Source organism: Bacillus sp. NEAU-242-2, from assembly GCF_027853835.1.
In the GTDB taxonomy this organism is placed as follows: Bacteria; Bacillota; Bacilli; order Bacillales; family Bacillaceae; genus Bacillus; species Bacillus velezensis.
Map to the genome: position 1 here is coordinate 362,573 of NZ_JAPNNY010000003.1, position 21,489 is coordinate 384,061.

17 protein-coding genes are annotated in these 21,489 nt (G+C 50.0%); 4 read left to right on the forward strand and 13 right to left on the reverse strand.

From position 1 onward, the window contains the following. Positions 1 to 5 precede the first annotated feature (5 nt). The 3 genes from pheT to OWN49_RS12010 all read right to left on the reverse strand — a co-directional run bounded on the left by pheT (position 6) and on the right by OWN49_RS12010 (position 4,576). A complete protein-coding gene (pheT, locus tag OWN49_RS12000; protein ID WP_014305542.1) occupies positions 6 to 2,420 on the reverse strand; it encodes a phenylalanine--tRNA ligase subunit beta in 2,415 nt (804 codons plus the stop codon). Between the two features lie 13 nt (positions 2,421 to 2,433). Then, on the reverse strand, positions 2,434 to 3,468 hold the full coding sequence (pheS, locus tag OWN49_RS12005; protein ID WP_003152530.1) for a phenylalanine--tRNA ligase subunit alpha: 1,035 nt from the start codon (positions 3,466 to 3,468) through the stop codon (positions 2,434 to 2,436). 361 nt (positions 3,469 to 3,829) lie between these two features. Continuing rightward, positions 3,830 to 4,576 (reverse strand): TrmH family RNA methyltransferase, encoded by a 747-nt coding sequence (locus OWN49_RS12010; protein WP_003152529.1) that lies wholly within the window; start codon positions 4,574 to 4,576, stop codon positions 3,830 to 3,832. Between the two features lie 120 nt (positions 4,577 to 4,696). On the opposite strand from OWN49_RS12010, the gene sspI reads away from it, so the two are divergent. The 4 genes from sspI (at position 4,697) to OWN49_RS12030 (ending at position 8,896) form a co-directional block, all read left to right on the forward strand. Next, on the forward strand, positions 4,697 to 4,912 hold the full coding sequence (gene sspI / locus OWN49_RS12015) for a small acid-soluble spore protein SspI (RefSeq protein ID WP_003152527.1): 216 nt from the start codon (positions 4,697 to 4,699) through the stop codon (positions 4,910 to 4,912). A gap of 61 nt (positions 4,913 to 4,973) precedes the next feature. Then, entirely contained in the window at positions 4,974 to 6,059 is a 1,086-nt protein-coding gene (locus OWN49_RS12020; protein WP_102421654.1) for a CdaR family transcriptional regulator, read from the forward strand. 99 nt (positions 6,060 to 6,158) lie between these two features. Continuing rightward, positions 6,159 to 7,571 carry a glycolate oxidase subunit GlcD gene (gene glcD / locus OWN49_RS12025; RefSeq protein ID WP_176283456.1) on the forward strand — a complete coding sequence of 471 codons (1,413 nt, stop codon included), beginning with the start codon at positions 6,159 to 6,161 and terminating at the stop codon, positions 7,569 to 7,571. Further along, positions 7,568 to 8,896 (forward strand): (Fe-S)-binding protein, encoded by a 1,329-nt coding sequence (locus OWN49_RS12030; RefSeq protein WP_025649708.1) that lies wholly within the window; start codon positions 7,568 to 7,570, stop codon positions 8,894 to 8,896. The genes glcD and OWN49_RS12030 overlap by 4 nt, the downstream gene beginning before the upstream one ends. Before the next feature lie 69 nt (positions 8,897 to 8,965). Here OWN49_RS12030 and cstA read toward each other — a convergent pair whose 3' ends face one another. The 10 genes from cstA to araA all read right to left on the reverse strand — a co-directional run bounded on the left by cstA (position 8,966) and on the right by araA (position 21,376). Beyond that, entirely contained in the window at positions 8,966 to 10,762 is a 1,797-nt protein-coding gene (gene cstA, locus OWN49_RS12035; RefSeq protein WP_012118141.1) for a carbon starvation protein CstA, read from the reverse strand. A gap of 112 nt (positions 10,763 to 10,874) precedes the next feature. Beyond that, positions 10,875 to 12,374 (reverse strand): arabinosylfuranosidase ArfA, encoded by a 1,500-nt coding sequence (gene arfA, locus OWN49_RS12040; protein WP_176283457.1) that lies wholly within the window; start codon positions 12,372 to 12,374, stop codon positions 10,875 to 10,877. An 18-nt stretch (positions 12,375 to 12,392) separates the two neighbouring features. Then, a complete protein-coding gene (locus tag OWN49_RS12045) occupies positions 12,393 to 13,220 on the reverse strand; it encodes a carbohydrate ABC transporter permease (protein WP_007612991.1) in 828 nt (275 codons plus the stop codon). Positions 13,221 to 13,238: 18 nt separating this feature from the next. Next, the gene (locus OWN49_RS12050) at positions 13,239 to 14,180 is read right to left on the reverse strand and encodes a carbohydrate ABC transporter permease (protein ID WP_003152513.1); all 942 of its coding nucleotides are present in this window, start codon (positions 14,178 to 14,180) and stop codon (positions 13,239 to 13,241) included. Positions 14,181 to 14,221: 41 nt separating this feature from the next. After that, on the reverse strand, positions 14,222 to 15,517 hold the full coding sequence (locus OWN49_RS12055) for an ABC transporter substrate-binding protein (protein ID WP_176283458.1): 1,296 nt from the start codon (positions 15,515 to 15,517) through the stop codon (positions 14,222 to 14,224). Between the two features lie 31 nt (positions 15,518 to 15,548). Further along, positions 15,549 to 16,733, reverse strand: a complete 1,185-nt coding sequence (locus OWN49_RS12060; protein ID WP_167860328.1) for a sn-glycerol-1-phosphate dehydrogenase — start codon at positions 16,731 to 16,733, stop codon at positions 15,549 to 15,551. Next, positions 16,730 to 17,536: an HAD-IIA family hydrolase gene (locus OWN49_RS12065; RefSeq protein WP_370649020.1), complete on the reverse strand. Its 807-nt coding sequence runs from the start codon at positions 17,534 to 17,536 to the stop codon at positions 16,730 to 16,732. Before OWN49_RS12065 ends, OWN49_RS12060 begins: the two co-directional genes overlap by 4 nt. Further along, entirely contained in the window at positions 17,514 to 18,203 is a 690-nt protein-coding gene (araD, locus tag OWN49_RS12070) for an L-ribulose-5-phosphate 4-epimerase (RefSeq protein ID WP_003152509.1), read from the reverse strand. Before araD ends, OWN49_RS12065 begins: the two co-directional genes overlap by 23 nt. After that, complete coding sequence (gene araB, locus OWN49_RS12075; RefSeq protein ID WP_176283459.1) at positions 18,196 to 19,881, reverse strand: ribulokinase; 1,686 nt, start codon at positions 19,879 to 19,881, stop codon at positions 18,196 to 18,198. Before araB ends, araD begins: the two co-directional genes overlap by 8 nt. A gap of 1 nt (position 19,882) precedes the next feature. Next, complete coding sequence (araA, locus tag OWN49_RS12080) at positions 19,883 to 21,376, reverse strand: L-arabinose isomerase (protein WP_176283460.1); 1,494 nt, start codon at positions 21,374 to 21,376, stop codon at positions 19,883 to 19,885. Positions 21,377 to 21,489 lie beyond the last annotated feature (113 nt).

Here is a 21,489-nt window from a genome sequence, read left to right on the forward strand (position 1 = left end):
TTTCTTTATCCTCTTAATACCGCCTGATACGTTTCTTCCAGCGCTTTCAGCACGTTTTCATGTACTTTTGTCACTTCTTCTTCTGTCAATGTTTGTTCAGGGTTAACATATTGGAGCGAGAAGGCGACGGATTTTTTGCCCTCTTCCATATGCTCACCTTCGTACACATCAAATACGGTGACTTCTTTCAGCAGCGCGCCGCCGGCTTCTTTGATCACGGCTTCGAGCTGTCCGCTTGTAACGGTTTTATCTGCCACAAGCGCAATGTCGCGCGTGACGGACGGGTACTTCGGAATCGGCGTATACACGACAGGTTCTGTTTCCTCGGTCAGAAGCGCGTGCAGATCAAGCTCGAACACATACGTTTCTTTGATATCCAGCTCTTTTTCCATTGCCGGATGCACCTGGCCGATAAATCCGGCAAGCGAACCGTTCAATAGAATGTTTGCCGTCCGGCCGGGATGCATGTTTTTGCGTTCAGACTGGACAAATTCAACCCGATCTGACACATTCAATTGATGCAGCAGGCCTTCAACGATTCCTTTGGCGACGAAGAAATCAACCGGCTTTTTCTCACCCTGCCATAAATTTTTGCGCCACAATCCGGTTACAGCTCCGGCAACTCTTTCTTTTTCAACCGGTTTTGTGTTTTCTTCTTTCGTCAGAAATACAGAACCCGTTTCATATAAAGCAACGGAATCAGTCTGTCTGGCCAGATTGTATGAAACGGCTTCAAGAAGATTCGGCACGAGGCTGTGTCTGAGAATGCTTCTTTCTTCGCTCATTGGCAGAGCAAGCATCGTGTTGAATGATTTTTCAATCGCAAAAGCGGCCGCTTTTTTATCATTCGTTAATGAATAAGTGGTCGCTTGTGAAAGACCCGCTCCTTCAAGAAAACGTCTCACTTTCCGGCGTTTTGCCTGATACGGTGTCAAGCCGCCTGTCGTGCCGGCCGTTTCCGGAAGCGTGGACGGAATATTGTCATATCCGTACAATCTCGCCGCTTCTTCAATCAGGTCTTCTTCTATTCTAATATCTCCGCGGCGCGACGGCACCGTTACGACAAGAACGTCTTCAGCTTCACCGACTGCAAACCCGAGGCGCTTGTAAATGCTGATGATTTCTTCTTTAGCGATTGCCATGCCGAGCACGGCGTTCACTTTTTCAACAGACACGTGAATGTTGTTTGCTTCGATTTTCAGATGGTTTTCTTCAACCGTGCCTGAGAGCACTTCTCCGCCGGCATACGCCTGAATGAGACTGCAGGCCCGTTCAGCCGCCAGCAAAACGCGGGCCGGATCAATGCCTTTTTCATATCTGGCGCTCGCTTCGCTTCTCAGTCCGAGGTCTCTCGATGCTTTGCGGACGGTCTGTCCGTCGAAATAAGCGGCTTCCAGTAAAATCGCAGTGGTGTCTTCACGGACTTCAGACTCAGCTCCGCCCATGACTCCCGCAACGGCTTGCGCTTTTTTTCCGTTTGTGATGACCAAATGGCTGCTTGACAGCTTGCGCTCTTGTTCATCCAGCGTCACGATGGTTTCGTTTTCCGCCGCTTTTCTGACGACGACCTCTTTTGAACCGAATCGGTCGTAATCGAAAGCGTGAAGCGGCTGTCCGTACTCAAGGAGGACGAAGTTTGTAATGTCCACGACGTTATTATGCGGGCGGATGCCTGCATTCATCAGCTTCGTCTGCATCCAAAGCGGTGACGGGCCGATTTTGACGTTTTTAATGATTTTTGCGGCATAATGCGGATTGGCCTGCGTATCTTCAATCTTGACGGAGACAGCATCCGCCGCTTTTTCTGCCGCTTTTTCATATGAAGCCTCCGGAAGCTTTACCTCTGCGCCGAGGATAGCCGCAACTTCATAAGCCACGCCAAGCATGTTCATCGCGTCGGCGCGGTTCGGCGTTAAGCCCAATTCTAAAATCGCATCATCAAGCTGAAGGGCCGCCATTGCGTCAGCTCCCGTTTCAGCATCATTCGGAAAAACGAAAATGCCTTCCGCATATTCTTTCGCCACGAGCTTGCTTTCAATGCCGAGCTCCTGAAGGGAACAGATCATGCCGTGAGACGCTTCGCCGCGCAGCTTGGCTTTTTTAATTTTGAAATTGCCGGGAAGCACGGCTCCGACCGTTGCAACGGCAACCTTCTGTCCTTTATCAACATTCGGGGCGCCGCAGATAATCTGAACGGGTTCCTCCGCACCGATATCAACAAGGCATTTGTTGAGTTTGTCGGCATTCGGGTGCTGTTCACGCTCAAGCACGTGTCCGATGACAACGCCTTTTACGCCTTCCCCTTTATACTCAATACCCTCAACTTCAATACCGGCTCTTGTAATTTTTTCTGCAAGCACGGCCGGGTCGATTCCCTGCAAGTCAACGTAATCTTCTAACCATTTATATGAAACAAACATGTGTATCCTCCTCTTACGCCTGTTTAAACTGCGAAATGAATCTGACATCATTGGTATAGAAATGGCGGATATCTTCAATGCCGTATTTCAGCATCGCGATACGTTCAACACCCATTCCGAAAGCGAAACCCTGGTATTCCTCAGGATTGAATCCGGCCATCTTCAGCACGTTCGGGTGAACCATGCCGGCGCCGAGAATTTCGATCCAGCCTGTTTTTTTGCAGACGGAGCAGCCTTGGCCGCCGCACTTAAAGCAGGTTACATCCACCTCGACAGAAGGCTCTGTGAATGGGAAGAAGCTCGGACGGAGCCTGATTTCACGGTCTTGGCCGAACATTTTTTTGGCAACCAATTCAAGCGTGCCTTTCAGGTCGCTCATGCTGATTTTGCGGTCCACGACGAGACCCTCGATCTGCATGAACTGATGGGAATGTGTCGCGTCATCGTTGTCGCGGCGATACACTTTACCGGGACAAATGATTTTGACGGGGCCTTTTCCTTTATGCTTTTCCATCGTTCGCGTCTGCACCGGTGACGTCTGCGTTCTCATCAGCATTTCTTCTGTAATGTAAAAGCTGTCCTGCATGTCGCGGGCCGGATGTTCCTTCGGCAGGTTCAGCGCCTCAAAGTTGTAATAATCCGTTTCCACTTCAGGGCCTTCTTCGACGGTATATCCCATGCCGATAAATAAATCTTCAATTTCTTCAATAACGACCGTCAGCGGATGGCGTCCGCCAATGTTTACCTGACTGCCCGGCAACGTGACGTCAATCGTCTGGCTGCTGAGTTTTTTATTCATCTCTTCTTGTTCAAGCTGTTCATTTTTCGCCGTAATGGCTGCTGCAATGCGCTCTCTCACTTCATTGGCGAGCGCTCCCATTTTCGGGCGCTCTTCGGCGGACAGTTTGCCCATGCCGCGGAGAACTTCTGTAATCGGCCCTTTTTTTCCGAGATATTGCACCCGAATGTCGTTAACTTCTTTTAATGAACCCGCCGCTTCTACTTTTTCTGCAGCTTCCAGTTCAAGTTGTTTAAGCTTCTCTTCCATCATGCATCCTCCTTTTATGTAAACCAAACCGTTCTATGCCTTTTTCAGAAAACAAAAAAACCCGCCCCTTGAGAGAAGGGACGAGTTGTGGCCGCGGTACCACCCTTTTTAAGGCAGACTTCATCTGCCGACAGCTTCATTGACATAACGGAAACGATCGTTCCGGTTCACCTTTACGCGCGTTTGGCGCGGTCCCGGTGACAACTCGAGAGGTGAAAATCAATTTCTGTGCTGCGATAAAAATGCTCTCAGTCAGCGGCATTTTCTCCCTGGAAGGCAGCGTGTGCAAAAATTGACGTCCTCTGTCACGGTTTTTACATTATTGCTATCTATTATAGTGAAATCCAAGGCTTTTCGCAACCTATCCTCTGAGATGATAAACGAGGATGGCGGCCGCTACCGCCACATTCAGCGATTCCGCCTGTCCGTACAGCGGAACGTACAGGTTGAGATCGGTTTTTTGCAGAAGGCCGGCGTCCACTCCCGCCCCCTCGTTCCCGACGATTAACGCGAACGATTCTTCAGGCTTCACGCTTTGATAAGCGGCACCGTTTTCAAGCGCCGTGCCGTAGATCGCGACGCCTTGTGATTTCAGCTCAGCGGTAAACTCATCAAGCGGACGTTTCAAAATGGGAATATGAAAATGAGATCCCTGTGCTGAACGCAGCGTTTTTCCGTTGTACGGGTCTGCCGTTCCCTCACCAAGGACAACGGCGTCGATTCCCGCCGCATCTGCCGTTCTGATCATTGTTCCTAAATTCCCCGGGTCCTGTACGGCATCAATCAGAAGCAGCCGCTTCAGCTGATCAGGCCGCTTATCCGGCATATGGCAGACCGCGGCGATCCGCTGCGGCGTTTCCGTTTCCGTCACGGCTGAAAACGCGTCTTCGCTCAGCACGTAGCACGGAATGCTCATGTCCAGATCGGCCGGGATGGCGCTCTCATCGTTTACGAGAATTTCTTTTACCGTTCCCTTTGATTTGAGCGCTTCTTCTGCCAGATGCTCTCCTTCTATCAGAAATGTATTCGTTTTAAGTCTCTCTTTTTTTGTGTGAAGTTTTTTCCAGTCCTTCACTTTTTGGTTTTTTGCAGAGTCGATTCGTTTCACTTTATGTCTGTGCTCTCCTTTTTTCATGCATGTTGTTATTATATCTCAAGAACAGCACATAATAAACCGCGTGCGCGGTAAGAATATGCGTATCACATTCAGGAAAAAGGAGCGGTTGTAATGGATCTTAATTTACGCAACGCCGTTATTGCCAATGTAACCGGCAATAACCAGGATCAGCTGGAGCATACTATCGTTGACGCCATCCAAAGCGGTGAAGAAAAAATGCTTCCGGGCCTCGGCGTCTTATTCGAAGTTCTTTGGCAGCATGCGTCAGACTCAGAAAAAAATGAAATGCTCAAAACACTTGAAGGCGGATTAAAACCTGCGCAATAAGCATGAACCGGGTGATGGCACACCCGGTTTTTTTTGTATAATAATGGCGAGGGGGATCGCCATGCAGTTACAGCCGGAACTGGCAAAAAAATTGATTGCCGAAGTCAAACATATGTACAGCCGCGAAGTGATTATTGCCGATACAAAAGGGATGATCATCGCAGGCACCAACGAGGCGCGCGCCGGATGGTTTCATGAAGGCGCACTGATCTGCGCCCGCGAAAAACGGAATGTCATCATTACGAAAGAAGATGAAAAACGGCTCCAGGGCGTAAAAGCAGGACTGAACCTCCCCGTTTTTTCAGGCCATGAGGTGATCGGAGTGTTCGGTCTGACAGGAGACCCTGACGATATCCTGCCTTTCGGAGAATTGCTCAGGAAAATGACGGAGCTGTTTATTAAAGAAACGCGCCATATGGAAGAAGCGCAGTGGCGTGCGAGAATGCTTGAATCCTTTATGGTTGATTGGCTGCAGCTGAAAGAATGGTCTCCGGGCTTTTTAGAAAAAGCAAAGCTCATCGGCGCAGACCTTCACGCATACCGCCGGATCATACTCATTCAAGGACGTTATGAGCAATATAAAGCGGAGGAGCTCGGGCGGCTCTGGCAGAACGAATGCCCTGAAGACCTGTTTGTCCGCTGGGGAAATGAACGCATTCTCATTAATCATGAAGCAAATTCGGCTTCCAAAACACAGCTCATCAAAAAGATCGGCGCCGTTTTTGGGCAGCCTGTCACCGCCGGCATCGGACGGATCGTTCCGGGAGAGCGCCTCGCGGAATCATACGAACAGGCGGATAAAGCACTTTCAGCCGGAATCGGTGACAAGCAGGCCGTCTTTGAAGAAGATTTAAAACTGGATATGTGTATTGCCGATATCGCACCCGGCACGCGGTCGGAATTTTCACGGCGGGTTCTCAAGCATGTACTCGGCCGGGAAGAACTTCTGGATACGCTGCGTGCCTTTTTCGACCGGCAATTATCGTTAAAGCGCACCGCCGACGACATGCATATTCATATCAATACATTGCGCTACCGTCTTTCCAAACTGGAATCACTGACAAATATGAAGCTTGACCATCCCGAAGACATAACGGCTTTTTATTTGGCGCTCCGCTTTTTAGATCAACATACAAAAAGTACGTAATCATATCATCATTTTTCATATGTTTCTCCATAGTGTGCGGAATCGTTTTTCTTTACAATTAAATGAAAACGCTTTTCTTATCAGGGAGGTTGGGAGAACATGATTTCACGAGAGGCAAAAGAAGCGTTCATCCGGACGGTCGGGAAGGAGAATTATGATGATTCGGCGGCGGGGCGTCTAGTGTATTCTTATGATGCGGCTCCTCAGCTGCAAGCCATGCCGGATGCGGTAATCGCCCCCCGCAGCGCGGATGACGTGTCCCGTATATTAACGATTTGCAGCAGGCATGACATTCCGATCGTGCCGAGGGGTTCAGGCACAAACTTATGCGGCGGCACATGTCCGTCTGAAGGCGGGCTTGTGCTTTTATTCAAACATATGAACCGCATTCTTGAAATTGATGAAGAAAATTTGACGGCAACCGTCCAGCCGGGCGTGATTACGCAAGATATGATCCGTGCGGTTGAGCAAAAAGGTTTATTTTATCCGCCTGATCCGAGCAGCATGAAAATATCGACGATCGGCGGGAATATTAATGAAAATTCCGGCGGACTGCGCGGTTTGAAGTACGGCGTCACCCGGGATTATGTCCTCGGCCTTGAAGCCGTCTTGGCTTCAGGCGATATCATCCGCACAGGAGGAAAGCTGACAAAGGATGTCGCCGGTTATGATCTGACCCGGCTTTTCGTCGGATCAGAAGGTACGCTCTGCGTTGTGACGGAAGCGACTTTAAAGCTGGTTCCGAAGCCGGAAACGAAAAAAACGCTGCTTGCACTCTATGAACATATTGAAGCGGCTGCGGAATCTGTTTCTGCCATCATCGCTGAAAAAATCATTCCGGCCACACTCGAATTTCTGGATCAGCCGACACTGCAGGTCATTGAAGATTACGCCAAGATCGGGCTTCCGACCGACGCAAAAGCGGTGCTGCTGATCGAACAGGACGGTGACATCGAAACGGTCAGACGGGATATGGAAAAAATCGAAGCCATCTGTAAAAACGGAGCAGCCATATCCGTCCAAACGGCCGAAACCGAGGAAGAGGCATTCGCGCTTACAGAGGCCAGACGGTCCGCATTATCAGCCCTTGCCCGGCTGAAACCGACAACGATTCTGGAAGACGCGACCGTGCCGAGATCACAAATTGCCGGCATGGTCAAAGCCATTAACGAGATTGCAGAAACATACGGCCTGTCCATCTGCACATTCGGCCATGCCGGAGACGGCAACCTTCATCCGACGTGCACCACCGATATCCGAAATGCAGAGGAGATGGAACGTGTCGAAAAAGCTTTTGCCGCCATTTTTGAAAAAGCGATTGAGCTGGGCGGGACGATAACGGGTGAACACGGGGTCGGTATCGTAAAAGCGCCGTATTTAGAAATGAAGCTGAAAACAGAAGGCATCACCGCCATGAAAGCGATCAAACAAGCGCTTGATCCCCAAAATCTGCTGAATCCGGGAAAAATATTCGCCAATTCATCAAGGAAACGCGTGGTGGTGATGAAATGACAACGGCTAAAGAGCAGCAACACATTCAAACAGAATTCAAAACCCGCATGGATGAAGGTGAATTGCTGAATTGTATGCGCTGCGGCTTTTGCCTTCCTTCCTGTCCGACCTATATCGAATCGGGATTTCAAGAATCCCATTCGCCGCGCGGCCGGATCGCCCTGATGAAAGCCGTCACAGACGGACTGATCGAGCCGGATGAAGATGTCGAACGCTCACTTTCGCTGTGTCTCGGATGCCGGGCATGCGAGCCCGTTTGTCCGGCAGGGGTCAATTACGGACAGCTGCTTGAAGAAGCGAGGGATATCATTCATCAAAATAAAAAACATAAGCCGGGCGTGCGCCTCTTGCGGAAAGCCGCCTTCACCGGGCTTTTCCCTCATCAAAACCGCATGCAGGCAGCCGTGAATCTTCTCGGAATATACCAAAGATCGGGACTGCAGACAGCCGTCAGAAAAACCGGTATGCTGCGCGTTTTGCCTGAACATCTGCGCACGATGGAACAAGTGCTCCCGCCCGCCCCGAAACGGAAAGACATGAAGGAAAGGCCGCGTTTTCTTCCTGCCGCGGGTCCCGTCCAAAAACGGGCCGCTTTTTTCTCGGGCTGCTTAATGGATACGATGTTTTTAGCGACAAATCATGCGACAACGGCGCTTTTACAGGCGGCCGGGTGTGAAATCGCGGTTCCGGACGGCCAGGCGTGCTGCGGCGCGCTTCACGGGCACAGCGGAGAAAAAGAGATGGGAAAAGAACTGGCCAAGCGGAATATCGCCGCTTTTGAGGCACTTGACGCTGATTATATCATTACAAACGCCGGCGGATGCGGCGCCTTTCTTCAGGAATATCCGCATTTACTGAAAGATGAACCTGGATGGGCGGAACGTGCCGAACAATTCGTCCGGAAGCTCAAAGACTTTTCATCCGTACTGGTTGACCTGAAGTTCCATCAAAAAAACCTGCGGGCGCAGTCTCCTCATATCGTCACATATCAGGACTCCTGCCATCTCCGCAATGTGATGCATACGTCAGAGGAACCGCGAACGCTTTTGAAAAGCATTAAAGGGGCTGAGTACAGAGAAATGGAAAAGGCCGACAGCTGCTGCGGGTCGGCGGGAATTTATAATATAACAGAGTCAGAGATGTCTATGAAAATATTAGACAGCAAGATGAAAGCCGCCGGAAAAACGGAGGCGGCCGTCATCGTGACAGCCAATCCCGGATGCCTTTTGCAAATGCAGCTCGGCATTTTACGCGAAGGATTAACAGACCGTGTCCGCGCGGTTCATTTGGCGGATTACCTTTTGGAAGCGGCGGATTTGTCATAAGCTGATAGCAGAGAGACCGATCGGCTCTCTGCTTTTTTATGATGCTGCAATGTTCGGACGGCCGCGGATTTATCCGGGTATTGAAGCTTCCAGTCTGGCACTCGGATCACGCCATACATTCGCCCATTTTTTCACAGCCGCAATGATAATCACAAGCCCGAGAATGAGCATGATAATGGATAAAACGCCATTCAGCACGTTGTATCCTGCCGCTTCGGGGTTCAAATACACATACCGCACCATCCAATAACCCGCATAGTTGACGGTCACGTACAAATAAGCGAGAGGAATCAGGCATGTCAGCATATAGCGCCGCTTATCCGCTATTTTTAATACGACGGTCGCACCGATGATTAAGCCGACAGATGCCATAAGCTGATTGGATACGCCGAACAGCGCCCAAATGGAACTGATGTCGCCCGAATACAGAAGATAGCCCCACAGCAGGCAGGCGAGCGCGCTTGAGAAAATCGAGCCCGGCAGCCAGTCTGTTTTTTTCAGCGGCTTATAGACCTCTCCGAAAAACTCTTGAATCAAGTACCGGGCGACACGGGTTCCCGCATCAATCGCCGTTAAAATAAACACCGCTTCAAACATAATGACGAATTGAAAAAAGTATGAAGCCAAATGACTGAAAAACGGAATCTCCGTAAAGATATACGTCATTCCGACGGCAAGCGTAACAGCGCCGCCCGTTCTTCCCTCCAGACTGAGCCCGATTTCTTTGCTCAATTCAGGCAGATGGACGACATTCATCCCGAGGGTGCGGAATATTTCAGGCGTGCTGTTAATAGCAAAATAGTCGGCGGGCTCAAGAGCGGCAGCTGCAATGAGCGCCATAATTCCGACGAGACATTCCACAAGCATCGCTCCGAAAGCAACCGGTTTTATATCACTCCATTTATCCAGCATTTTCGGCGTTGTGCCGGAACCGACAAATGCATGAAAGCCCGAAATGGCGCCGCAGGCAATCGTTATTGAAATAAACGGCCAGACAGGACCCGCGATCACCGGCCCTCCGCCGTGAATAAACTCCGTTACGGCCGGGAATTTAATGGCGGGATTGACGAAAAAGACGCCTGCGATCAAAGCGGCAAAAACCCCGATTTTCATAAAACTGCTTAAATAGTCACGCGGAGCCAGCAAAAGCCAAACCGGAAGCGCCGCGGCGAAAAACGCATAGACGGGAAGCGCCACTGCAAGCGTTTTCGCATCCAGTGTCAGCATGTCCCCGAGAGCCGTTGTCTGCAGCCGCGGCCCGATTACAACACCGGCCATTAACAAAAGAAACCCGACTGTTGATGCGAGTTTGAGATTGCCCGTTTTTTTATAGTAGAGGCCGACCCCCATCGCGATCGGAATCGTAATCCCCACCGCAAACGTTCCCCACGGGTTTTTCTCAAGCGCATGAAGCACAACCATGGACAGCCCCGCCATCGTGATCGTAATGATAAACAGCATCGAAAGACCGGTGCAAAAGCCCGCCACCGGGCCGAGCTCTTCTTTAGCGACTTCAGAAAGCGTTTTCCCGTTTTTCCGCATTGATGCAAACAATACGACAATATCGTGCACGGCTCCCCCGATCACCGCCCCGATTAACAGCCATAAAAGCCCGGGCAGATAGCCGAACTGAGCTGCCAGAATCGGTCCCACAAGCGGGCCGGCAGCGGCGATTGCCGCGAAGTGGTGGCCGAATGATACCCACTTATTCGTCGGCACATAATCTTTCCCATCCTCAAGCACATGGGCCGGAGTCGGTGTCTGATCATTGATTTTTAATACTTTGACCATCATAAAGGTACCGTAAAGCCGATAGGCGATCGCCAAAATACATATAGACGCTATGACGATTGTAATCGCATTCATTTAATCCCAGCCCCTTTTCTCTTTTTCTAAATATTATCACAATTATCAGATAACAGGAGATGATTTTTGCGTAAAAAAAAAGCCGGCAGCGGCAGCCCGGCTTTTCGGAACATTATTTTCCTGATAAACGGATGACATTCCAGGACAGCGGAGTAAAATGTGCCGTTATCCCTTCAGCGTTTGCCGAAGACGTTCCGTTGGAGTGAGGAATGACTTCTTTTCTGTTTTTTTGATTGGTCGCTTTCATATCCTGATGCTCCAGCACGATATGCTCAATGATGCGGTAATCTTCAAACCCTCTCAGTTTGATCTCCGTTTCCATCAGTTCCTTGCTTTTGTTGACGGCGAAAATGGTCAGGGCTTCATCCTCTTCGCGGTAAACGGCCGCGGCCTCAACATACGGCACATCCGTAAAGTCCGCCGAGTCGTATTTCGGGGAGGTGATCAGCAGCTTCATTGAAGCCCCTCTCCCGTAGACTGAGGCGTGCATGTAAGGGTAAAAGATCGGCTGCCTCCATGCTTCTCCGCCCTTTTCAGTCATGATAGGCGCAATCACGTTGACAAGCTGGGCGAGACAGGCGATCTTCAGTCTGTCCGCATGCTGCAGCATCGTAATCAGCAGTGAACCGATCAACAGCGCATCTTCAAAATTGTAGATGTCTTCGAGAATCGGCCGAGCCGTAATCCATGGCTCCACTTTTTTATCCGCTTCATTTGAGTGATACCACACATTCCATTCATCTAAAGAAAGGTGAATCGTTTTTTTGCTGCGTTTTTTCGCTTTCATATAATCACATACGGCTGTGACGGATTTAATAAAATGGTCTAAATCCATAGACTTCGCCAAATAGTTCTCAAGATCATTTTCATGGTTGCCGTAATACGTATGCAGTGAGATGTAATCTACATGCTCGTACGTATGCTCAAGCACCTCGGCCTCCCACTCGATGAAGGACGGCATGCCGCTGTTTGAGCTTCCGCAAGCCACCAATTCGATCGTCGGGTCCGTCCATTTCATCACCTTTGCTGTTTCAGCGGCAAGCCGTCCGTATTCATGCGCCGTTTTATGACCGATCTGCCAAGGGCCGTCCATCTCATTTCCTAAGCACCATGTTTTGATGCCGTAAGGTTTTTCATATCCGTGCGATTTTCGTAAGTCGCTCCAGTATGACCCTTCAGGATGGTTGCAGTATTCGACGAGGTTCCGGGCGGCATCGATCCCTCTCGTCCCGAGATTGACCGCCATATTCACTTCGGCGTTCACTTTTTTCGCCCACGTTAAAAATTCATTCGTCCCCACTTCGTTCGTTTCTGTCGTCTGCCATGCCAAATCAAGCCTCCGCGGGCGGTTCTTCACCGGCCCGACGCCGTCCTCCCAATTGTAGCCTGAGAGAAAATTCCCTCCCGGATAGCGGATGAACGGCACTTGCAATTCCTTGATTAACTCCTGCACGTCTGTTCTGAAACCGTCCTTGTCGGCTTTCGGGTGTCCGGGCTCATAAATGCCTTCATACACCGCCCGGCCCATATGTTCTATAAAAGATCCGTACATCCGTTTGTCCACTTCACCGATGATATATTCTTTATCTGCTGTAATCCCCGCTTTTTTCATTACATTTCCTCCCTCTCTCTATCCCTTCACTCCGCCTACTGTGAGGCCGGAAATGAAGTATTTTTGGAAAAACAAGAATATGATGATCACCGGCAGTATCGCAAAAACGGACCCGGAAATCAGCATGTCATAGTTGTTGCCGTACGGACTCAGCAGCCCTGAAAGTCCGATTGGAAGCGTAAACATTTCTTTCGACCGAAGCACGATCAGCGGCCATAAAAAGTTATTCCAGCTGTTTAAAGATTGAAGAATGATCATTGCTCCGAATGCCGGTTTCATGAGCGGCGCCATTATTCTGAAGAAAATGCCGAATTCGGTGCAGCCGTCCATTCTCGCTGAATCAAGCAGATCCTTCGGAAGTCCGAGCGCATATTGCCGGAAAAAGAACACGGCGACAGGCGACACAATAAACGGCAGAATCACCCCCGTATAAGAATCGATCAAATGAAGACCCACCGTCAATTTGAACAACGGAAGCATCATCACTTCAAGAGGCACCATCATAATGATCAGCACAAGAACGAAAATAATATTTCTGCCTTTAAACTCGTAGACACCGAGTCCGTAGCCGATCAAAGAGGAAAAAAACAGCGTGAGAACCGTGGTGAGGACGCCGAGCAGCAGGCTGTTAAAAAACCATTTGAAATAAATGCTCCCCCCGTTGAACAAATAGGTGTAGTTATCAAGGCTCATCACATCCGGATCAAGACGCAGATTCAGCCCGATGCGCATCAGCTCAGATGACGGCTTTAAAGAACCGAGCAATAGACAGATCATCGGAAAGATATACAGCAGGCTCAGCATGATAAAAAACAAGGTAAACGCGACTCTGTACACGGAAAACATGTGATTGTTACGCAACGCTTATCCCTCCCCTTTAAACGAACCGGACAGTTTCAGTGAAACAAGGCTGACTAGTAAGATGACAAGCAAAAGCACAATTCCGATTGCGGCCCCGTACCCCATTTCGTTGTATGCAAGCCCCTGCTGATATAAATAACCGACAAGCGTAAGGCCGATATTGCCCGGGGAATTATTCTGCCAAAGCACATAGCTTTCCTCAAACATTCTGAAACCGCCGATCATACTGATCGTTAACACATAAACGGACACCGGCTTTAAAAATGGAAGGGTGATATGCCGGAACTTTTTCCACGTACTTGCCCCGTCAATTTCAGCCGCCTCATACAATTCTTTCGGCACGTTTTGCAATCCGGCCAGAAAGTAAAGAATGTTAATGCCCATCCACCTCCATGACGCAAGCAGCACCATTAAAAACATGCCGGTACCTTTGTTGTTGAGCCAGTTTTGGGGTGATGCGCCAAGCTTCATCATCAGCTCGTTTGCAAGCGACGTATTCATTTCTCCGAACATCAGCCGGAAAATAATCCCCGCTACGATCGTCGATGTTAAAGCCGGTACAAACAGAGCCGATTTAAACACATTTCTGAACCTGACGAGCTTCGAATTCAGAATCACCGCCAAAAGAAGCGGCACCGGAATCAGCACGATCAGCGTCCAGAAAGTATATTCCAATGTGTTAAATAATGCCGTATAAAAGGTTGGATTAAGAAGAGCGGTATAATTGGAAAACCCGACAAATGTAATTTCTCCCGGCAGTATCCGCTGAAAGCTCATGATAAACACGCTGATGATCGGATACAAAAAGAAAACGAGAAACGAAATGATAAATGGCGCCGTAAAAAGATAAGGCGCCGCTTTTTTTGAATACAGCACATTGCGCCGGCGCGGCTTCTTCCGGACTGCAGAAACGGTTTGCGCTGTCTCTGTCTTTACAGGTCTCATAAAAGCTCCCCCGCTTTCACTGTTAAATAGGGCGGCTTCTCCTATTTTTCCAATTGCTCTGCCGCCTCGTCCAAGGCTTCCTCAGGTGTTTTTTCCTGCGTCTTCAGCGCATCGAACAGCACCTGTCTGACAACGAGATCAGCCGCTTTAGAGAAGTCTTCATGCAGATAAATCGGATTGATCTCATCTTTTATTTCAAGAAGCGAGGAAAAAATTGACGTACCGTTCCGGAAGAAATCCGTGTACTTGTTTTTCTCCTTCAATTCTTTTGAATCCCACACGTCCCAGCGGAGCGGGTCAAAGCCGAGCACCGTCCACAGCTTTATGTTCCCTTCCTTTGAACCTTTCGCAAATCCGAGAAATTCTTTCGCGAGCTCCAGATGTTCAGCCTGCTTCGGCACGACGGTGGCTGTTCCGCCTAAACCCGCTGATCTGTCACCGCCTTCTTTCCAGGCCGGCATAGGGTAAATCGCCATTTTTCCTTTTAAATCAGGCATATAATCGATAAACCGTCCCATGTACCAAATGGGCATCAGCACTGAGGCTGCCCCGCCCTGATTCATAAAACCGTAGTATTCTTCGCTGTGATGGCCGCCGCCGGGAGCCGGCAGAAGGGTTTTATCATTTACCATGTCCTTTACATCATTCAGTGTATCTGTATTCGTCTTGCTGTTCAGAATCAATTTTCCGTTTTTGCTGTAGTAGCCTGACCCTTGCTGCGAAATCATGGATAGGAATGTGGCGGAATCGTTTGTTTCAACCGTTCCCATCGGTTTCCCAGCGGCCTTACGCACTTTTTTCCCTGCCCGCCGGTAATCTTCCCATGTCTTAATGGAGGCGGGATCAACGCCCGCTTTTTTCATGATATCCATGTTGTAAAACATGACGGTCGTCCCCACATGTGTATCAAGGCCGTACAATTTTCCGTTTTTGCTGTATAAGGCCAGACGCGCTTCCACAAACTTATCGCGGTCTTTTTCAATCAGCGGCGTCAGATCGGCAAGCGGGATATCCTTCCCCTTCAGAAAGTTCGAGAACCGGCTTAATTCCACGTCGGCTATATCGGGAAGCCCCTCACCCGCGATCAGCGAAACCGATAAATTATCATGCATTTGTCCATAAGGATAAACAACGGTATTCAGCTTGATTTTGCGATCCGGATACTTCTGATTCCATTCTTTGACCATTTCCTGATAAAACTGTTCGTGCAGGCCGTTAAACGTCCAAAACGTCAGCTCCGTTTCTCCCGGCCGGCCGGCAGTCCGTTCTTGTGAACAGCCGGCGGTAAACAAGAAGAGCATCATCAGCACCAAACATACAGCGGTTGTTTTTTTCATGTCATTACCCCTTCCACTTTAGGCCGTGCGGCTATTGATGCAAATGATGTGCAAAGAGCGCTGCATTTTCATTTATGATGGTTAAACCGGTATAACGGTCTCGCAGTGTGTGCGCATGCTTAAGCGCATCGCTGACAAGGTCCTTTTTTACACCGATCTCATCGAAACAGGCGGGACCTCCCGCAGATGAGAGCCACCCGGCAATTGTTTTGCCGTCGGGAAGCCCTTCATATGCGGACTGAATCGCCTCGCGAAAGTGCGGCGGCAGTTCAGCAAGCTTTTCGTGACAAGCCAGTTCTTTGTAAATATCACTCAGCACCGCGCACGCACAGCCGACCTTCGCACCGTGGAGAATCGGAGGCTGTTTTGCCTTCAGCATTTCCATCTCAATCCAATGCGAGATGTGATGCTCTCCTCCTGAGGCGGGGCGGGAGTGGTCGAGAGCAAGCATGACAAGACCCGAAACGATCAGCGCTTCCATCAGTATCTGAATGCCGGCCTCCGTTCCCATGGCAATGTCAGCGCGGTGATCAATGCACTGCCAAAGCGCGTCTTTCACAAGCTTCGCCCCGGCTTCTGAGTACGGCTCACCCGCAAGACTGCGGGAAATCTCCCAATCTGCCAGCGATGTTATTTTTCCGAGCATGTCTCCGAAGCCCGCGGCTGTCATTGAACGGGGCGCTTCTTTTAATACATTCGTATCGGCAAATAAGGCGATCGGTGCTTTCGTTTGGATCGTCGTTTTGATTCCGTTTAATATGAGCGGCGCTCCCGCCGATGTAAAACCATCGACTGACGGAGCGGTGGGGAATGAGATAAACGGCAAACCGCGCTGATAAGCGGCAAACCGCGTAATGTCGTGAATCGTTCCTGAACCGGCCGCAATGATGACATCCGTCTCTTCCGCGAGATTGATCAGCGTATAGACCAATGTCCTCTCATCAGCCGCGGCGGCCCCGGCTTCATGCTCCGGAATGATGACTTTTGATGCTTTGATTCCGCCTGCCCTTAATTCGTCCGCAAGCAGACGTCCCGCCGCCTCGTACGTGTTCCGGTCACAGACGAGGACCGGATGATTCCAGCATTTTTTTTGCAGAAATCTGAGAAGCTCTTCTTTTGCATTCGCCCCGATCACGATATCTTCTATTTGAATCGGTGAGCGGCTGGCCCCTTCCTTGTCAAACTCGGATTGAATGTCCTCAGGAGAACGTTTCATAAAAGGATTCCCTCCTTCGCTAATTCTGTCAGGTCTTTAATAGAATCAAGGACGATGTCAGGTTCATATAGACGGGGCTCCCCAAGTTTGGCCGACCCCGTCAGAACCAATACGCTTTTCATTCCGTACAGCCTGCCCATTGCGATATCAGATTCGAGGCTGTCTCCGATAATGGCGCATTCCTCAGGGGGAAGTCCGAGCGCTTCACATGCCGCCTCAGCCATCAGCCAAGACGGTTTGCCGATGACAAGCTCCGTTTTTGCTCCGGCGGATGCTTCAATGGCCCCGATCATTCCCGCGACATCCATGGCATGGCCGCCTTCATTCGGAAAGGAGCGGTCCCGGTTCGTGGCGATGATGCGCGCGCCGGAGGAAGCCGCCTTAAAAGCGAGATTCAGATCCTCATAGGTGACGGTTTCATGCAGGGAGATGACAAGCCAGTCTGCCGCCTGCGGGTTTTGCGCCAGGACGACACCCGCTAAAGCGAGTTCATCAGTCAGCCCTTTCTCTCCTAACACCCAGACCTTTGACAAAGGATAATGCTTCTTTAAAAATGATGCCGTCACACTGGAGGACAGCACGATGCTCCGTTCATCCGTGCGGATACCTGCACCCAGCAGTTTCTTTCGGCACATTGCTCTTGATAGATTGCCGCGGTTGCTTAAAAAGACAACGGCTTTGCCCAGTGACTGAAGGGTATGAACGGCTTCTTTTGCGCCGTCAATCAGCTCCCGCCCCCTGAATACGGTTCCGTCTAAATCAATCAGAAACCCGGCTGCGTCAAGTTTGGCCATAATAAGCATTCGCCCCGTGTTTTCTGTAAAAATGCTTATCATGCAGCACTCTGTCGATCGGACTGAGCTGTTTGTTCAGCATAAGCGAATGGTAGGCCATTTCCGCTACCGTTTCGAGCACAACGGCGTTATGCAGGGCATTCAGCGCGTCCGTTCCCCAGCAGAACGGGCCGTGGCTGTGGACGAGGACACCCGGATTTTGTTCATACGGTTCGTTTTGAAAGGTTTCGGCTATAACTTTGCCTGTATGATACTCGTAATCTTTCACAATTTCTTCTTCATACATTTCCCTCGTGCAGGGTATAGCGCTTTCAAAGTAATCCGCGTGAGTCGTTCCGAGAGCGGGTATGTCTCTTCCGGACTGCGCCCAGCTCGTCGCCCAGCGGGAGTGAGTATGAACGATTCCGCCGATAGCCGGAAACGCTTTATACAGATAAAGATGGGTCGGCGTGTCAGAAGACGGTTTCAGCGAGCCTTCCAGAATGTCTCCGTCCTCATTCAGAACGACCAGTTTGTCAGCGGTCAGCTCACTGTAATCGACACCGCTCGGTTTAATGACGATTCTCCCGCTCTCTCTGTCAATGCCGCTGACATTCCCCCATGTAAACGTGACAAGGTTATGTTCCTCGAGCTTCAGATTGGCCGCGAGCACTTCTTCTTTTAACGCTTCAAGCATGGAGGCTCCCCCCTTTCGCAAAATCGCGGTTTTTAATGGCTTTCAGGCGTTTCATGACATTGTTTTCTTTGCCGAAGTAGTGTACGAGCTCTTTATATTCCGCATATAAGCTGTCATAAATCTCAGCTCTTTCCCGGTTCGGGGCATAAAAGCCGTCTTTTAATTTCCCCATATGTGCGCATGCTTCAGCAATATTGGAGAATCCCCCGTTTTCCCGTCCCGCGGCGAGCGCTCCGAAAATCGCGGAGCCCAGTGCAGGCGCCTGCGGAGATCCGGATAATTGAATGTCCATATTTGTGACGTCTGCGTAAATCTGCATGACAAACTGATTTTTTTCGGCGATTCCTCCGGCTGCGTAAAGCTCTTCGACCGGAACGCCGTTTTCCCGGAACGTTTCGATAATCATCCTCGTTCCGAACGCCGTCGCTTCAATCAATGCCCTGTAGATTTCTTCGGGCTTCGTGTGCAGCGTCATGCCGAGCATCATGCCCGTCAAATCGGCGTCCACCAAGGTTGAGCGGTTTCCGTTCCACCAGTCAAGCGCGAGAAGGCCGCTTTCCCCCGGAACAAGTTCTGCCGCTTTTTTGCTGAGCAGCTCGTGAATGTCTATGTGTTTATCCTCAGCTTCCTTCTCATAGTCTCTCGGAACGCACGTTTTGACGAACCATTCAAAGTGGTCGCCGACACAGGACTGCCCCGCTTCATATCCCGCATATCCGGGCAAAATGCCGTTATTGACGACCCCGCACATACCGGGGACGATATGTTCTTCCTCGCCGAGCAGCACATGGCAGGTAGACGTTCCCATGATCATCAGCATTTTCCCCGGCTCTGTAATACCGACCGCGGGCACTGACACGTGAGCGTCGACATTGGCGACGGCAACGGCCGTCCCCGGCAGAAGCCCGGTCAGCTCCGCCATTTTTTCGGTCAAACCTCCTGCTTTTTCCCCGACTGAATAAATCGTGCCGCTTAATTTATCCTTTGTAATCGTTTTCATTAACGGGTTGAGCTTTTCGAAAAAATGATCCGGCGGATATCCCGTCTCCTCATTCCAGATTGCTTTGTAGCCGGCCGTGCAGTTGCTTCGCTTCAATGAACCGCACAATTGATAGACGATCCAGTCTGCCGCTTCCACAATCCGATCTGCCGCCTTGTATATATGCGGCGCTTCTTCCGCGATTTGCATGATTTTCGGGATCATCCATTCAGAAGAAATTTTACCGCCGTATCTTTTAAGGAATGGTTCCTTTGTGTCTTCGGCAATCGTGTTCAAACGGTCTGCATGTTTTTGAGCCGCATGATGCTTCCACAGCTTCACATAACTGTGGGGCTCCCGTTCAAATTCCGGCAGCATACAAAGCGGCTGCCCCGCGCCGTCTATCGGCAAAATCGTACAGGCGGTAAAATCAATTCCTATGCCGATCACGTCTTTTGGATCAGCGCCCGCCTGCTCAAGCAGGTTCGGAATCGCCGTTTCCAGAACTTCGATATAATCGGCAGGATGCTGAAGCGCCCAGTCCCGAGGGAGTTTTTCACCCGTCTTCGGCAACGTGCGGTCGATGACGGCATGAGTGTATTCTTTTACCGCAGACGCGATTTCTTCGCCCGTGCGGACATTGACAAGCACCGCCCGGCCGGACAATGTGCCGAAATCAATACCAATCGTATACGCCATATCAATTCCCTCCCAGCCGGTATAATACGTCATTCCATTTCAGCTCTTTTTTCAGCTCATGTATTTCGGTATTGCGGGAAATAAAGATGCTTTCAATGCCTGCCATCTCAGCCCAGTCAAGCATCTGTTCAGCCGTAAGCCGGAAGGACATACAGGTATGGTGGGCGCCCCCCGCCAAAATCCATGCTTCCGCAGCTGTTTTCAGTGATGGCTCCGGCTTCCACAGCACCCGCGCCACAGGGAGATTCGGCATATCATGATCAATTTCCCTGCCTTCCGCTTCATTCAGAATGAGACGGAATCGCCCGCCGATATCAATGATGCTGGCGATGATGGCTGAACCGCCGATTCCGTTAAAGACCAGCCGGGCCGGATCTTCCTTCCCTCCGATTGAGAGAGGATGGACTTCGATTTTCGGCTGATCAAGAGCGATCGTCGGACATACTTCAAGCATATGTGATCCGAGAATCATCGCATGACCCGGTTCAAAATGGTACGTATAATCTTCCATGAAGGAGGTTTGTTCTCCGTCCGCCATTATTTTCATCATTCGCACAAGGGCAGCCGTTTTCCAATCGCCTTCGCCGGCAAATCCGTACCCTTTTTCCATGAGACGCTGAACGGCAAGACCCGGAAGCTGCTTCATTCCGTGCAAAACTTCAAAGGAGGTCGAAAACGCTGTATATCCGCCCCGTTCGAGAAAGGCCGTTAATCCGAGTTCAATTTTCGCCTGTTCTTTAATGGCAGCAACTTTTGCTTCATCCCGCTTCGTTTCGTCGCTGATGACATACAATTTGTCGTATTCCTCATAAAGCGCCTCAATTTCTGCGTCGGTGACATTGTTCATCACCTCGGTAAGATCGCCGATTCCGTACCCGTCAACCTGCCAGCCGAATTGAATGTGGGCGCCGACTTTGTCTCCGTCAGTAACCGCCACATTCCGCATATTGTCGCCGAACCGGGCTACTTTAATATTCCTGCTTTCATTCCAAGCGGCAGCCGTGTTCATCCATTGCGAAATGTCATGTTTGACTTCCTCATCATCCCAATAGCCTGCGATGACTTTTCTCGTCTGCCCCATTCTTGACTGGATATATCCGTATTCCCGGTCTCCGTGAGCGGATTGGTTGCTGTTCATAAAGTCCATATCAATCGTTTCCCACGGGATGTCGCGGTGATATTGGGTATGCAGATGAAGCATCGGCTTTTGAAAAGCAGAAAGACCTTCAATCCACATTTTCGCAGGGGAAAATGTATGCATCCATGTCACGACCCCGGCACAGTTTTCTTGATACTGCGCTTCCCGCAAAACCTCTCTGATCGTTTCAGATGACGTGACAACCGGTTTATGCCTGATCTTGTATCTTGATGACACCCCGCAGAGACCGTCACATATTCCCTTTGCGTGTTTATCGACAAGCTGCAGCGTTTCCTCTCCGTATAAGTGCTGGCTTCCCGTTACAAACCAAAATTCATATTCTTTGTTCTGAAGCACATTCATTTCCCCTTCCCATCAAAATAAAGCGCTTGCATTTTTAAATAAATATACGTACGAATATAAATAATAAAACTTTTATTCTTTTATTTGTACGAACAACTTCATTATAG

Bases quoted from the DNA above. Each gene is read 5' to 3' on its own strand.
- arfA (WP_176283457.1), bottom strand. From the start codon at position 12,374: ATGAAAAAAGCGGGGATTACAGCAGATAAAGAATATATCATCGGTGAA.
- araB (WP_176283459.1), bottom strand. From the start codon at position 19,881: ATGGCGTATACGATTGGTATTGATTTCGGCACATTGTCCGGCCGGGCG.
- sspI (WP_003152527.1), top strand. From the start codon at position 4,697: ATGGATCTTAATTTACGCAACGCCGTTATTGCCAATGTAACCGGCAAT.
- glcD (WP_176283456.1), top strand. From the start codon at position 6,159: ATGATTTCACGAGAGGCAAAAGAAGCGTTCATCCGGACGGTCGGGAAG.
- pheT (WP_014305542.1), bottom strand. From the start codon at position 2,420: ATGTTTGTTTCATATAAATGGTTAGAAGATTACGTTGACTTGCAGGGA.
- araD (WP_003152509.1), bottom strand. From the start codon at position 18,203: ATGCTTGAAGCGTTAAAAGAAGAAGTGCTCGCGGCCAATCTGAAGCTC.
- cstA (WP_012118141.1), bottom strand. From the start codon at position 10,762: ATGAATGCGATTACAATCGTCATAGCGTCTATATGTATTTTGGCGATC.
- OWN49_RS12020 (WP_102421654.1), top strand. From the start codon at position 4,974: ATGCAGTTACAGCCGGAACTGGCAAAAAAATTGATTGCCGAAGTCAAA.
- OWN49_RS12050 (WP_003152513.1), bottom strand. From the start codon at position 14,180: ATGAGACCTGTAAAGACAGAGACAGCGCAAACCGTTTCTGCAGTCCGG.
- pheS (WP_003152530.1), bottom strand. From the start codon at position 3,468: ATGGAAGAGAAGCTTAAACAACTTGAACTGGAAGCTGCAGAAAAAGTA.
- OWN49_RS12065 (WP_370649020.1), bottom strand. From the start codon at position 17,536: ATGCTTATTATGGCCAAACTTGACGCAGCCGGGTTTCTGATTGATTTA.
- OWN49_RS12060 (WP_167860328.1), bottom strand. From the start codon at position 16,733: ATGAAACGTTCTCCTGAGGACATTCAATCCGAGTTTGACAAGGAAGGG.
- OWN49_RS12045 (WP_007612991.1), bottom strand. From the start codon at position 13,220: ATGTTTTCCGTGTACAGAGTCGCGTTTACCTTGTTTTTTATCATGCTG.
- OWN49_RS12030 (WP_025649708.1), top strand. From the start codon at position 7,568: ATGACAACGGCTAAAGAGCAGCAACACATTCAAACAGAATTCAAAACC.
- OWN49_RS12055 (WP_176283458.1), bottom strand. From the start codon at position 15,517: ATGAAAAAAACAACCGCTGTATGTTTGGTGCTGATGATGCTCTTCTTG.